The following is a 13,712-nucleotide window of genomic DNA, read 5'->3' on the forward strand; positions in this document are numbered from 1 at the left end:
GGTCACCGGATGATCGACTAGACCACAGTTGATGCGGTGCCGCAATACACCGTTACAGCTGCAACGAGGCCGGCTGAAAGCCCTTGTGCCAGCTGGCTTGGCGCCTGTCCGGCGACAGGCGCCAGGGCGTGCTCAGCCGCAGCGCACCGAAGCGATGGCGTTCTTGGCGTCCACTTCCAGATTGAGCCGCTCGCCGTTGAATTCCATGGTGGTCATCTGACCGGGCTTGAGCACGCGCACCGATTTGGCGCCCGCATCGCTGCGCGCCTGTTCGCTCACCGCATCGGTCAACGCCTGACCCACCAGCGATTGCACCTGGGTGGCATCGCAACTGCCGATCGGCGGGGCGTCCGGCGCGGCATCCGGCGCAGGCGCAGAGGCTTGTTCGGCCGCGTGCTGGGCAGTGGCGGTGACCGCTTCCTGCTCATCGGGTTGCGGCTTGTTGCAGGCGGTCAATGCAGTCAGCACGACCAGGGTGCAGGCCAGGCGGGCAATAGGCAGGACAGCGCGCATCGATGACTCCAGCAAAGGGGGATGCCCCAAGCATAAGCACAAAGTCGCGCGACGGGCATCGCATGCCCACACGGCGTTGTCGTTGCGTTGACGCGGCCTAGTCCTGCCCGGCCCAACAATCGGCGCCAGTCCCTCGACGTGTGCGCAATGAAAGCCAAACGTGTTCTTCGCAATGCCGCCACCACGGCCAGCACCGTCGGCAAGCTCGCCAGCGTCGCCACCGGTGCGGCGGTGGCCAGCGCTGCCGTCGCCACCGTGGCCGCCGTCGCGCAGGCCAAGGCCACCGCACGCGCGGCCGGGCTGATCTATGTCAACGACCAGCAGCCCGGCATCAGCCGGCGCAAGGCAGGCAAGAGTTTCAGCTACCGCAGCGCCGACGGCGATCGCATCGCCGATGCGGACACCTTGCAGCGCATCCGCTCGCTGGCCATCCCGCCGGCGTACACCGAGGTGTGGATCTGCGCCAAGCCCAACGGGCATCTGCAGGCCACCGGCCGCGATGCGCGGCGGCGCAAGCAATACCGCTATCACGCCGATTGGGCGCAGGTGCGTGGCGAAGGCAAGTTCGAGCGCGTGATCGCTTTTGGCACTGCATTGCCCAAACTGCGGCGGCGCCTGCGACGCGATCTGGCGCTGCCGGGCTTCCCGCGCGAGAAGGTGCTGGCGATCGTGGTGGCCTTGCTGGCCGACACCCTGGTGCGCGTGGGCAATGCCGAATATGCGCGCAGCAACCGCTCCTACGGGCTCACCACGCTGCGCAACCGGCACATGGAGTTTCTCAAGGGCGGGCGTGCGCGGCTCAAGTTCCGCGGCAAGAGCGGGCAGGATCACGAGATCGAGGTGGACGACAAGCACCTGGTCAAATTGATCCGCGAGTGCCAGCAGCTGCCGGGGCAGTCGCTCTTCCAGTACCGCGACGACGATGGCCAGCTGCAGCCGGTGGACTCGGGCGAGGTCAACGACTACCTGCGCGAGGCGATGGGCGAGGACTTCACCGCCAAGGATTTCCGCACCTGGGGCGGCACGCTGGCGGCGCTGCAGCGCCTGGCGCGGCTGCCGTTGCCCGAGCGCAGCAGCGAGCGCGCGCTCAAGCAGGTGCAGAACGATGTCATCCGCGAGGTGGCCGACGCGCTGGGCAATACGCCGTCGGTGTGCCGCAAGGCCTACATCGACCCCTGCGTGTTCGAAGGCTGGCGCGCCGGCGAGCTGCAGGCCATGGCCAATGGCGTGCGTGGCGAGCGGCAATGGGAGGCGGCCACGCTGAAGTTCCTCACCGCCTCACGCGCCAAGCTCAAGACGGCGACAAAGGGCGCTTCCAAGCGCAAGTGAGCGGGAGCGACCCGGGACCGAAAAGCGGCGATGCTTTTCGATTTTCGATTTTCGATTTTCGATTTTCGATTTTCGATTTTCGATTTTCGATTTTCGATTCCCGATTCCCGATTCCCGATTCCCGATTCCTTAGCCGCAATACACCGCGGTGATGTTGTTGGTGGGGCCGGTTTCGATGCTCAGGTGGTCGCCGCCGCTTTCGCTGGCACCCTGCGCCGGGTCGGCCAGGCCGCTGGCGGTGGTGCCGCCGGTGGTGCGTTCGCCGCGGCGCACGCTCACCTGCAGGCTGTCGCTGTCCACGCGCGCGCGCTCGATGGTCTGCGCGGCTGCGGCCAGGCCCACGATGCCGCGGACCTTTTCGATATGGCATTGGCCGGAGATGACGCCATCGATGGGCTGCACCTGCGCGACCTGGTTGGAGGCACAGGCCGAGAGCAGCAGCACGGCGGCAAGCGGGGCGAGGGTGCGAATCATCGGGCGTCTCCAGCGGAAGAATGGCGCAAGCGTGAAGAACCCGTTGTTGGTGTGGCATGAAGACGCTGCGCCACCTTCCTTTCAGATAGGCTGCCCAGGCTTGCCAGCTGTCATCAGTGCATTGAGATAGGTGGGCCAATGATCGCCCACGGCGATTCGCTTGCGACGCTAGCGCTTCCGGTGTAACGCGCCGCACCATGCTGCGACAGGTGCAGGCTGCGATGCGTCACCAAAGGGGATCGGTAGCATGACCATCAACGCGTTGCTGTGTGCACTGTGCCTGGCCTGCAGCGCGCTGGCGCCGGTCGTCGCGCGCGCAGCGCCCTTGCCCCGCCAGACCACCATGACAGTTGCCGGTCTCGAACAGCCGGCGCAGATTCGCGTTGATCGCTGGGGCGTGGCGCATCTGTATGCGAAGACCGACAACGACGCGTTCTTCGTACAGGGCTTCAACGTGGCGCGCGACCGGCTGTTCCAGCTGGATCTGCTGCGTCGCAAGGGCCTGGGTCGGCTGTCCGATGCCTTCGGGCCGGCGTACGTCGAACAGGATCGCGCCGCGCGGCTGTTCTTCTACCGCGGCGACATGGCGCGCGAATGGGACAGCTACGGGCCCGACGCCCGGCGCGATGTCGGCCGCTTCGTGGCCGGCATCAACGCCTATATCGCGTGGCTGGACGGCCACCCGCAGGCGCTGCCCTACGAATTCGGCAAGCTGGGGTACCGCCCGCAACGCTGGGCGCCGGAGGATGTGCTGCGCATCCGCACCACCGGCCTGAGCCGTAACGTCAAGAGCGAAGTTGCGCGCGCCAATGTGGCCTGCAAGGCCTCACTGGCGGTCGATGCGGTGCGCCTGACATTGCAGCCGGCCTGGACCACCGCGTTGCCGGATGGCCTGCACCCCTGCCTGCCGAAAGACGTGCTGAAGGTCTACGAGCTCGCAACGCAAAGCCCGAAGCTGAGCGCCGACACGCCGCTTGCGGCAATTGCCGCAAGGCCTTCGACCATTGGTGAAGAAGCTTCCGCCGAAGGCAGCAACAACTGGGTCATCGCGCCGCAAAAATCCGCCACCGGCCATGCGGTGCTGGCGGACGACCCGCATCGGGCCTACAGCGTGCCCAGCCTGCGCTACTTCGTGCATCTATCCAGCCCCGGCCTGGACATCATCGGTGCCGGCGAGCCCACCGCGCCCGGCATTGCGATCGGGCATAACCGCACCAGCGCGTTCGGCCTGACCATCTTCAACATCGACCAGGAGGATCTGTACGTCTATCGGTTGCGCGACGACAACGCGGCGTACTGGTACCAGGGCCAGTGGGAGCCGCTGCGTACCGAGCACGAACGGATTGCCGTGCGTGGCGCAGCCCCGGTGACGGTGGCGCTGCAATTCACCCGGCATGGGCCGGTGATCTATACCGATGCCGAAAGACATCTGGCGTACGCGCTGCGGTCGGTATGGAGCCAGCCCGGCGCCGCGCCGTACCTGGGTTCGCTGCGTTATCTGCGCAGCGCCTCGTTTGCGCAATTCAAGGCCGCGCTCGCGCACTGGGGCGCGCCGTCGGTCAATCAGGTCTACGCAGATGTCGAAGGAAACATCGGTTGGGCCACTGCGGGCATGACGCCGCGCCGCGATCACGGCGATGGCTTGCTGCCGGTGCCCGGCGATGGGCGGTATGAGTGGAACGGTTTCTGGAACAACGACGCGCTGCCCTCGTCACAAAATCCCAAAACCGGCTTCATCACCACCTCCAACGAGATGAACCTGCCTAAGGACTACCCTATTGCGCAGCGCAAACTCGGCTTCGAGTGGGCCAACGACGCACGTCATGCGCGCATCACCCAGGTGCTCTCGCAGCTGCCCAAGGTGACCTTGGAGGATTCGGAAAAATTGCAGAACGACCAGGTCTCGTTGCCGGCGCAGCGCCTGGTCGCGCTGCTGAAGCCGCTGCAGTCGCAGGACCCTGCAACAAGCGCCGCACTCGCGTTGCTGCGCCCATGGAATGGCGAGGTCGGCGCAGCGTCTGCTGCCGCAGCGCTGGAAGAGGTCTGGTTCAGCCGCTACCTCGGCGATGCCTACAAGGCGCTGCGACTACGCCCGTCAGAGGCCGCCAGCTTCGGCGCGCCCGATGCCGCGGCCATGCTGGATGCGCTGGAGCATCCCGGCGCCGCGTTCGGTGCCACGCCTGCAGCGCGCCGCGACCAGCTGCTGCTGGAGTCGTTGCGCAGCGCGTACCAGGCATTGGTCGCACTGCAGGGCCCCGATCCCAGCCAATGGCAATGGGGAACATTGCACACCAACAAGGTTTCACATGCGATGAGCGCGGTGGCCGGCGCCGACCGTACGCTGCTCGATGTCGGCCCGTTCGCCAAGGGCGGCAGCCCGTATACGCCCAATCAATCCAGCTACGACCCGGCCGATTTCCGCCAGACCATCGGCCCTTCTGCACGCCTGATCATCGACCTGGGCAACTGGGACAACTCAAGAGCCATGAACTACCCCGGCCAGTCCGGCGACCCGGCCAGCCCGCATTACCGCGACCTCGCACCGCTGTGGCTTCAGGGCCGCTACTTTCCGCTGCTGTACACGCGCGCTGCGGTGGATGCGGCAACCGAACAGGTCTTCGATCTGGTGCCGGCGCAGGCGCGTTGACGGTATCGATCGGCGGATGTTTCGCAACACGCGTGGTGAAAACCGGACTGCGCTGTGAAGCAACGCTGCCGTACTGCAGCGTCATGGCATGCAGCGCGGCCTCTTGCGCACGGTGCACAGCAAGCGCGCAACGTGCGCGCGTGCTGTGCATTAGCGATCACGCCCGCGCCGTCGCTTCGCGCACGAAGTCTGCATAGCTGCGCAGCGGGCGTCCCAACATGGCCTGCAATGTTTCAACCGTGCCCTCGGCCGCGTGCATGCCAAAGCGCTGGATGCCGGCCATCATCAGGCGCATGTCATAGGCCAGCCAGGACGGACCGTAGCTAGCCAATTGCGCTTCGAAGGCCGCTACGTCATCGCCGGCGTAGGCGATCTCACGGCCGAGCGCTGCGCTCCACACCCTGGCAGCATCCGCGCCGGTCAGCGCCTGCGGGCCAACCAGTTCGAGCGTCACACGCGGCAGCGGGCCGTCTGCGCGGTCGCGGCGCAGCAGTTCGATCACGGCGATCTCGGCGATGTCGCGTGCATCGATCATGGCGATGCCCTTCGCGCCGATCGGCATCGGGTAAACGCCGTAGTCGGTGATCGTCTGCTGCACCATGCCTTCGTTTTGCATGAAGTACGCCGGACGCAGGATGGTTGCGGGGATGTCCAGGCGTTCGATCATGCGTTCAACGCTGTGCTTGCCGGTGAAGTGCGGCACGTTGGTGTAGGTATCGGCATGGATCACCGACAGATAGACGATGCGTTCGATGCCGGCTTCCTTGGCCAGGTTCAAGGCGATCAGTGCCTGCGTCACTTCGTCGGGGGTGACCGCATTCAACAGGAACAGGGTGCGCGCCGATGCCAGTGCCGCGCGCATCGACGCGACGTCGGTGAGGTCTGCCACCACTTCGGTGACACCTGCCGGGAAGGGGCGCTTGCCCCGTTGGCGAACCAGCGCTGTGACCTGTGCGCCGGCATCGGCCAGGCCTTGGGTGACGAGGGAACCGACAGTGCCGGTGGCACCGGTGACGAGAATGCTCATGGTGAATCTCCTGGTGTGATGTGAGGAATGACGGGGTCAGCGCGACTAGCCGGCGGGAGGAGTGGTGCGCGTTGCGGTGTGGCCGGTGCGTCGCGGTAGGGAAACCATATGCCGTTGCACCGACAGTACGAAGACGCCAAGATGTAGACGACCCGTCTCAAATGTGGAACACCATGGATCTCAATGCCCTGATCGATTTCGCGCTGGTCGCTGCCAACCAGGGCCTGGGCAAGGCCAGTCGCGCCAGTGGCCGCTCCAAGGCGACGTTGTCGCGACGCATTGCCGAGCTGGAAGAGCACCTGGGCGTGCGGCTGGTGGAGCGCAGCCCACGCGGCCTCAAGCTCACCGAAGCGGGGCAACTGCTGATGGACCGTACCGAAGTGCCGCTGAGCGAGGTGGCCGAGGCCATGGCCGCCGCGCGCGAGGGCCTTTCTGTGCCGCGCGGGCGTCTGCGCGTGGCAGCACCGGCGCTGTTCTCGCAGCTGGCGATGGGCCGTATCGGCGCGGAGTTCTGCGCGGCCTATCCGGAGATCGTGCTTGAGGTAGTGGCGGAAGATCGAACCGTCGATCTGGTGGAAGAACAGTACGATGTGGCCATCCGGATCAACCCAAGCCCGGACAGCAGCCTGGTTGGCCGCTGCTTTGCCAAGGATCGCCTGGTGGTCGTGGCCGCGCCCGGCATCGCCATGCCTACCAGCAGCACGATCACACCCGTTGCCGCTGTCGTGATGTCGAGCTTCCAGCCGACTACATGGGCCCTCGATGACGGGCGCCTGGTCCTGGAGCCCATTCCAAGGCTGCGGTTTTCCTCATTCCTGATGATCCGCGACGCGGCAATTGCAGCTGGTGGTGTGGCGTTGATTCCGCAGTCGATTGCATGGAACCAACTTGCGCGCGGCGAACTGGTGCAATGGGGCACGATCTCCGGCGTGGAACCGGCGCTGTGGGTGTTGCACACCTCCAGGCGTCTTGCTGCACCCAAGGTTCGCGCCTTCGTGGATTTCATGTGCGACAGATATCCGGACGTATCGCTTGTGTTGAAGGGGTAGCGATGGCGCCATCGCTCGCAGGAACGCGCACCTCTGCAGTGGCGGCGCTGGACGAAAATTGCTGAAGCGTTGCCGCCACTGAACTTCAGACAGCGCCGCCAAAGCGCTCCATCAACAGATAGGTCAAGACACGGATCTTGCGCGCAGGGTGAGCGGCTGGCGCTCGAACGACATACAGGCCGGCCTCCGGAGGTGGATATCTGGTCATGACACGGACAAGTGCACCGGAGGCAAGGTGATCGGCGATGAGAAAGTCCGGCAGTGCCGCAATACCGAGGCCGGCAAGCGCAGCGGAGGCAATCGCGGTGCCGTTGCCGGCCTTGAAGCGACCGCGCGGATGCAGCGTCACCATCTTGTCGCCGTCCATCAACCGCCAGCTTTCCGTACCCTGCAACAGTGCCTCATGCGTCAGCAGTGCCGCGGGTGTGTCGGGTTCCCCGTGTCTGCGCAGGTAGTCGGGTGTGGCCACCAGGCTGCCACGCATTGGCGCCACGCGACGTGCAACCAGGTTTGAATCGGCGAGATATCCGAGCCGGATTGCGCAATCGAAGCCTTCGGCGACGATGTCGATAAAGCGATCGCTGTAGCAGGCATGCACCTGCAGCGCTGGATGCCGACTGGCCAGTTCGGCGAGCACGGGGGCCAAATGCGTGGGGCCGAACGTCAGCGGCGCCGCAATCCGCAGGCGGCCACGCAGATCGCCGGCAGGCAGGATGGTCTCGCGTGCGGCATCCATCTCGGCGCACATGCGCGCGGCGTGCTCTCGAAATGTCGCGCCTGCCTCGGTGACGGCAGCGCCGCGGGTGGTGCGTGCGAGCAGCTGTATCCCCAGTTCTCGCTCGAGCCGGATCAGACGACGGCTGACAATGGATTTGGCAAGGCCCAGGCGCCTGGCCGCTGGCGACACTCCGCCTGCGTCGGCTACCTCGACGAACGTTCGCAGGTCCTCGAATTCCATTTTGCGTCCCGATTTATGCGACACGGCATGTCGCGTGACGCGGCTAGCTTAGCGGCAATGGGGACGCCACAGTTTGCTCAGGGGCGAACGCACGGCCAGCGTTTCACCGAGCGGAACGCTCTGATCTCACTTCGTCCGGCACACGCCGGCCAATCACCAAGCGCAGCCCATCTTTTCTGGAGCAACATCTCATGCCTACATCCTCCTTATCCAAGCAAGCCATATCCGGGCGTGTCATTCACGGTCTGTCCTGGACCTTGCGCCTCTTCGCCGCCGTGGCGTTCTTCGCTGCCGGTGCTGCCAAGCTGGCAGGTGTTCCGATGATGGTCGAAGTGTTCGACCACATCGGTCTGGGCCAGTGGTTTCGCATCGTCACCGGTGCGATCGAAATCATCGGCGCCATCGCGTTGCTGTTGCCGACGACATTCGCTTTCAGCGCTGGAGTGCTTGCGGCCATGATGTTCGTCGCGACCGGCGTGCACCTGTTCGTCATCGGCGGTAGCCCGGTGCCGGCCATCTTTCTGATGGTGGTGACCGCGACGATCGCCTGGTTGAATCGCGCACGCATCACGGCCGCGCTGCGCACAGCGCGCTCGGCTTGATCAGGAGCGCGCCATGAAGACGCTTTCGCTGCCGATCTCTTCCCCGCTGGTTTCTCTTGTGTCGCCGCCGCTCCGTGCAATCACCCACCGGACGCGCGGCAATGGCGCCGGTGGGCCCATCACGCGACTCATGAGCCCCTCCGACCTTGGGCAAGCCCTGAAACCGTTCGTCTTCCTCGATATCTTCGATGCGCAAGGGCCCATCATCCATACGATGTCCGACATGCCGCTGCACCCGCATTCGGGGATCGCTACCGTCACGGTGTTTACCGAAGGTCGCATGCATTACCACGACCCCGCACGTGGTCGCGGCACCATCGGCTATGGCGGCGTGGAATGGATGCGCGCCGGCCGTGGCGTGTGGCATGGCAAAGAGATGGCCCTACCAGCCGATGCTTCCTGCATCCAGGGCTTCCAACTATGGCTAGCACTGCCGGCAGCATTGGAACTGGCGGAGCCGCAGAGCCACTACATCCAAGCGCAGCACATGGCCAAGGTTGGGCCAGCGCATGTGGTGATCGGTCACTACGAGGGCGCACAAAGTCCGGTCGATGCTCCCGACGGCATCAATTACTTATTGGTGACACTGAAGCCCGGCGAGCGCTGGACCTATAAACCGCCCGCCGGTCACCTGGTGGGGTGGTTGGCCGTTGCCAGCGGCACGCTCGATGCCGGCACACCGCTGCAGCGCGGCGACCTGGTGGTGTTTGCCGACGACGGCGCACCCATCGTGCTTGAAGCACGTGGCACGGCTAGTGCCGTCTTCGTGCTTGGCTCGGCGATTCCGCATCCGCACGCCTTGCACCTTGGCTATTACTCGGTGCACACCAACGCACGGGCATTGGCCATCGGTGAAGAGCGCATCCGGACGCTCGGAAAGAAAATAAAGGATGCAGGCGACAGAACCACGGCTTCCGGAACGATCCCGGTCTTCAGGTAAATGCGGGCATTTCCGCTCATCCGGCCTGTCCGCACGGCTGATCATCGACCTCGGCAACCGGGATAACGCGTGCGCGATGGACGACCCAGGGCAATCCGGCGACCCGGCCGGCCCGCATTACCGCGACCTCGCACCAATGTGGCTGCAGAGCACGTATTTCCCGCTGTCCACGCGCGCTGCGGTCGACGCGGCGACCGAGCAGATCGTGGATCTGGTGCCGACACACGCAAAATAGCGCGTTGCTGGAAGGCGCGTGTAGGCATCGTAGGCGATGCAGATGTGCTGCCGCCTTGTCGTCGGGATGCATCGAATGTGCTGCGTGGATCTGATAAAGCGCAGCACACGCCCGTTTCATGGAATCAGCACATGCAAACAGTGCGAGATAGCGCTGCGTTGATGCAGCAACCGCGCACGCATCGATCTACTTTCGGCCAGAAGCAGTCATCGCCATGTTCTTTCCCCAGCACGCGCTAGTGGCTGGGGTGCTCGCCAGTCCCTGCACAGGAAGCTCCCTCTGCCGCGCAGATGACGCCATCGATCCAGGTGACATAGCGTGAGATACGGACGTTGTAGACCATTTGCCCATAGAACCCAGCTTCTAGGGCGTGTTCTGGAATTGCCGTGATCCAAGATCCCAGTCCAATGAGTTGCCAGGCGCCCTGACCTTGCACCACGAGCGGGCCGCCGCTGTCACCGCTTCCCAATACACCTTCGAGGGGCAGCCCCTGTGCAGGGGGATCGAAGCGATACCAGAGATAGCGGTCGTTCGCTCCCGTAATGGCGTTGTAGGCCCGCCTCAACGCGCCGCGATGTGGAGAGCCGGGAATCTGCCCCTCGATGCCATTGCCGGTTGCCCCCTTTCCTACAAACATGGCGACTTTTGTGACTTCATCGCTGCCTCGATAAAGAGCGACTGGTGCAACCTGCTCAACAGGCGCACCCAACTCGATCAAAGCAATGTCATCCGAACCTGCCAGAAAGGCATGAATTCTGGACGGATTGCCGGACTTCAACGCTTCTTGGCCCAGTGCGTCGGGCATGCGCTTGTAGCCAGGATGGACCAATACCCGAGCAACTTTGTAGGCACTCCCGTTGATGACCACCTCCGCATCCATGCCGTCCATGGGAGCCGCGTGTGCGGCGGTGAGGACCCACTTCCGTGCGATAAGGACGCCATGCCCTTCGCCAGGCATGTCCACCAGAGCTGGAAACGCTGATTGATCGACTCGATAATTTGAGTCGTCAACATCGGCACGAATGACAACGCCTTTCGCCGCGAATGAAAAGGTGAGAAAAACAACAAACAGCCAGCGTTTCATGTGTCCGCACTCCTTGTAGGTATTGATCTGAGCCCTATCTGCAATGTGCTTGCAGATCCCGGCGCAAGATAATTGAGCAGGCGCAAGATAGGGCACGCAATCTAACGAAACGAGCTGGTGCGCGACGAAGCCCAGAAAACGATGCCTGAAGCAGGTAGCAACCTTTGACTCCATCGCCAACCTTCAGATACATGCATGCGCAGCAGCAAGTTCGAGTCGGCTTTCCGCTGAGGGTCGATAACTGACGCGGCCCTGATGCCTCGGTTGGCTCCGTCAAGTTGGTAAATCTTGCAGCGGGGAACTGTCTGTCGGAGGCGCCAATCTTGGCGAACCTTTCCTTCAATGGCTTCCGTCTGATTCTTCATCTGTACCGCCCCCTGCCATCCGACCTATTGACTACAGTTGTCGTCACGCTTACGGTAGCGACAAATGTAGTCATGGAGAGCGGCATGCGTGGCAAGACCATCGGGGACCAGGAGCTGGCCCTGCTGCAACACATCGAAGAACAACGGCAGGCCAGTGTCGGTGAAGTGGCGGCCGCGTTCGGTGAGCCGCGTGGGCTGGCGCGCTCGACCGTGCTGACCATGATGGAGCGCTTGCGCGCCAAGGGCTTTCTGCGCCGCGAGCAGGTGGACGGCATGTATCGCTACAGCGCCACCAGCGGGCAGGACGCGGTGGTGCGCTCGGCGGTGGGTCAGTTTGTGGAAAAGACCCTGCAGGGCTCGGTGTCGCCGTTCGTGGCGTGGATGTCGCAGCGCGCCGAAGTCAGCGATAGCGAGCTGGCCGAACTCGAAGCATTGGTCGCCAAGCTGCAATCGCAGCGCAAGGAGGATTGAGTCATGTCGCCCCTGATCGAAGCGGTGTTATGGAAGCTTGGCGCCACCAGCGTGCAGACCGCGGTGCTGGTGCTGGTGGTATGGGCGTTGTGCCGCGGCGTGCGCCGGTTGCCGGCGGCCACGCAAACCTGGCTGTGGTGGTTGGTGGGCGTGCAGGCGGTGGTCGGCCTGGTGTGGAGCAACCCGGTGCAGCTGCCGGTGCTGCCGGCGCATGGCGTGACCACTGCGCTGGGCTCGTCCGGCAGCCTGGCGCCGATGGCAAACGCCGCCGCCGCGGCATCCACGGCCGCGCATGCCGGCGCCACCGCGCAGGCAATGCAGGTTGGCGCCTGGTCGCCATTCGCTGTGGTGGTGCTGGCGCTGTGGGCGGCGGGGGTGCTGGTGCTGGCCGCCGGCACGGCGCGCGCGTATCTGCGCAGCCGTGCCTTGGTGCGTGCGGCGCAACCGTGCACCGACCGCGCCTTGGTGCAGGCGTTGCAGATGGCTTCTGAGGCGCATGGCTTGTCGCACCCGCCGGCCCTGCGGCTGTCGTCGCAGATCGATTCGCCGCAGTTGATCGGCCCGTGGCGACCGGTGTTGCTGTTGCCTGCGGCACGCCTGCCGCACATGGCCGACGACGATCTGGACATGGCGTTGACACACGAGTTGATCCATCTGCGCCGCCGCGACCTGTGGTGGGGCCTGCTGCCGGCGTTGGCACAGCACCTGTTCTTCTTCCACCCGCTGGTGCATCTGGCCGCGCGCGAATATGCCATTGCCCGCGAAGCCGCCTGCGATGCGGCCGTGGTCGCCGGGCACCGCCATTGCCGCCATGACTACGGTCGCCTGTTGCTGCAACTGGGCGTTGCGGCGCGTCCACGCGGTGGCGTTGCGAGCGCTTCGCCATCGTTCCTCAGTTTGAAACGCAGGTTGTCGATGTTGCAGGACACCCGCGCGTTTCCGCGGCTGGCTGCTGCGATGATCCTGGCCGCAGTGGCCGTCTGCGGAGTGCTGCCATTGCGTCTGGTGGCCATGCCGGTGCCGGCGACGTCCCCACGCATGCGGCCGGTGGTGGTGACTGCCCCGGTAGCGCCCACCGCGGCAAGCGCCCCTGCCAGCAGTGCCGCAGGCGCAGCCGCGCCCATGGATACATTGCCCGCGTTGGCACTGCCTGCGGAAGCCGCCGCCCCCGCTGCGCATGGTGTGATTGCCGATGTGCTGGGCGCCGAGCCGCTCCACGACGAGGACGCAGACCCAACCCAGAGCGGCTGGAATCTCGATCTGGACCGGATCCGCCGCGATGCCACCCGTGACGCGCAAGCCGCCGTGCACGATGCGCTCGCTGCCAACGACCACGACCTTGAACTGCAGCAGGACCGGATGCAGGAAGCACAGGACGCCCTGCAGGAAGCGCGCGAGCAACTGGCGGCGTTGGGCCCGGAACTGGCGCAGGCCAAACAGGACGCGCAACAGCAGGCGCGCGAAGCCGAGCAGCAGATCCGCGACATGGCGCAACAGCATCGCCAGGCGCAATACGCGTACGCCGCTGCGGTGCGACAGGCGGCTGAGGTGTCCCGGCAGCAGGCCGAGATGGGCAAACAGGCCGCACGTCAGGCCCGCGCCGAGGCTGCGCGCGGGCAACGGGAAGCCGCGCAAGCGCAACGCGAGATGGCGCAAGCGCAGGCAGACGCCGAACAAGCGCAAGCAGAGGCAGAACAGGCGCAGGACAACCAGGAGTCATGAACCAGGCCACCGCGCTCACCGTCAGGCAGGTGTGGCCGGTGCCTGGCGTCGGCATGGATCACGTGCCCGCTCCGGCTCCGGGCGTAGCGCTCTGCTGAGCGAACCATCCGCATCGGCTGACGGCCGCTCGCAGCGTCTTGCCGGCCGCTGCAGGTAGCGAAGGGATGCAGCGGCCGAACTTAGAGAGCCAACTGTTGTGAGGTCGCTGCAGATGGCGCGTCACCTCAGCACTGGTCTCTGGTAGCTACACAGCGGTAACGCGTGGCGTGCAGCCTCGCTCCAGTTCCGGCCGTGCA

Annotated in this window: 12 protein-coding genes and 1 pseudogene; 8 read left to right on the plus strand and 5 right to left on the minus strand. The window is 64.9% G+C overall.

The window, feature by feature from the left end; all coding sequences use genetic code 11:
* Positions 1-132: 132 nt before the first annotated feature.
* The gene (locus ACCQ10_RS00160) at positions 133-513 is read right to left on the minus strand and encodes an I78 family peptidase inhibitor (protein ID WP_047697031.1); all 381 of its coding nucleotides are present in this window, start codon (positions 511-513) and stop codon (positions 133-135) included.
* Between the two features lie 57 nt (positions 514-570).
* Here ACCQ10_RS00160 and ACCQ10_RS00165 point away from each other — a divergent pair, with 57 nt between their 5' ends.
* Positions 571-1,842 (plus strand): DNA topoisomerase IB, encoded by a 1,272-nt coding sequence (locus tag ACCQ10_RS00165; protein WP_372363191.1) that lies wholly within the window; start codon positions 571-573, stop codon positions 1,840-1,842.
* A gap of 129 nt (positions 1,843-1,971) precedes the next feature.
* Here the strand turns inward: ACCQ10_RS00165 and ACCQ10_RS00170 are convergent, their stop codons facing one another.
* Positions 1,972-2,316, minus strand: coding sequence for a hypothetical protein (locus ACCQ10_RS00170; RefSeq protein WP_047697028.1), 345 nt, complete (start codon positions 2,314-2,316; stop codon positions 1,972-1,974).
* 247 nt (positions 2,317-2,563) lie between these two features.
* On the opposite strand from ACCQ10_RS00170, the gene ACCQ10_RS00175 reads away from it, so the two are divergent.
* Positions 2,564-4,963, plus strand: a complete 2,400-nt coding sequence (locus ACCQ10_RS00175; RefSeq protein ID WP_372361794.1) for a penicillin acylase family protein — start codon at positions 2,564-2,566, stop codon at positions 4,961-4,963.
* 157 nt (positions 4,964-5,120) lie between these two features.
* Here ACCQ10_RS00175 and ACCQ10_RS00180 read toward each other — a convergent pair whose 3' ends face one another.
* Positions 5,121-5,990, minus strand: a complete 870-nt coding sequence (locus ACCQ10_RS00180; protein WP_372361795.1) for an NmrA/HSCARG family protein — start codon at positions 5,988-5,990, stop codon at positions 5,121-5,123.
* A gap of 173 nt (positions 5,991-6,163) precedes the next feature.
* Between ACCQ10_RS00180 and ACCQ10_RS00185 the strand changes: the two genes are divergently transcribed.
* Complete coding sequence (locus ACCQ10_RS00185; protein ID WP_039564152.1) at positions 6,164-7,039, plus strand: LysR family transcriptional regulator; 876 nt, start codon at positions 6,164-6,166, stop codon at positions 7,037-7,039.
* A gap of 85 nt (positions 7,040-7,124) precedes the next feature.
* Here ACCQ10_RS00185 and ACCQ10_RS00190 read toward each other — a convergent pair whose 3' ends face one another.
* A complete protein-coding gene (locus ACCQ10_RS00190; RefSeq protein ID WP_372361796.1) occupies positions 7,125-7,997 on the minus strand; it encodes a LysR family transcriptional regulator in 873 nt (290 codons plus the stop codon).
* 191 nt (positions 7,998-8,188) lie between these two features.
* On the opposite strand from ACCQ10_RS00190, the gene ACCQ10_RS00195 reads away from it, so the two are divergent.
* From ACCQ10_RS00195 to ACCQ10_RS00205, 3 genes and pseudogenes are all read left to right on the plus strand, one after another.
* Positions 8,189-8,599, plus strand: coding sequence for a DoxX family protein (locus ACCQ10_RS00195; RefSeq protein ID WP_372361797.1), 411 nt, complete (start codon positions 8,189-8,191; stop codon positions 8,597-8,599).
* Between the two features lie 13 nt (positions 8,600-8,612).
* Positions 8,613-9,539: a pirin family protein gene (locus ACCQ10_RS00200; protein WP_372361798.1), complete on the plus strand. Its 927-nt coding sequence runs from the start codon at positions 8,613-8,615 to the stop codon at positions 9,537-9,539.
* Between the two features lie 10 nt (positions 9,540-9,549).
* Positions 9,550-9,774, plus strand: a pseudogene (locus ACCQ10_RS00205) (penicillin acylase family protein); the annotation flags it as partial.
* A 235-nt stretch (positions 9,775-10,009) separates the two neighbouring features.
* Here the strand turns inward: ACCQ10_RS00205 and ACCQ10_RS00210 are convergent.
* A complete protein-coding gene (locus ACCQ10_RS00210; RefSeq protein ID WP_372361799.1) occupies positions 10,010-10,858 on the minus strand; it encodes a S1 family peptidase in 849 nt (282 codons plus the stop codon).
* 437 nt (positions 10,859-11,295) lie between these two features.
* Between ACCQ10_RS00210 and ACCQ10_RS00215 the strand changes: the two genes are divergently transcribed.
* Positions 11,296-11,694, plus strand: a complete 399-nt coding sequence (locus ACCQ10_RS00215; protein ID WP_024940429.1) for a BlaI/MecI/CopY family transcriptional regulator — start codon at positions 11,296-11,298, stop codon at positions 11,692-11,694.
* Positions 11,695-11,697: 3 nt separating this feature from the next.
* Positions 11,698-13,416: a M56 family metallopeptidase gene (locus ACCQ10_RS00220; RefSeq protein WP_372361800.1), complete on the plus strand. Its 1,719-nt coding sequence runs from the start codon at positions 11,698-11,700 to the stop codon at positions 13,414-13,416.
* Positions 13,417-13,712: the final 296 nt, after the last annotated feature.

The sequence above is a fragment of the Xanthomonas sp. NCPPB 1325 genome (genome assembly GCF_041477645.2).
Classification (GTDB): Bacteria; Pseudomonadota; Gammaproteobacteria; order Xanthomonadales; family Xanthomonadaceae; genus Xanthomonas; species Xanthomonas cannabis.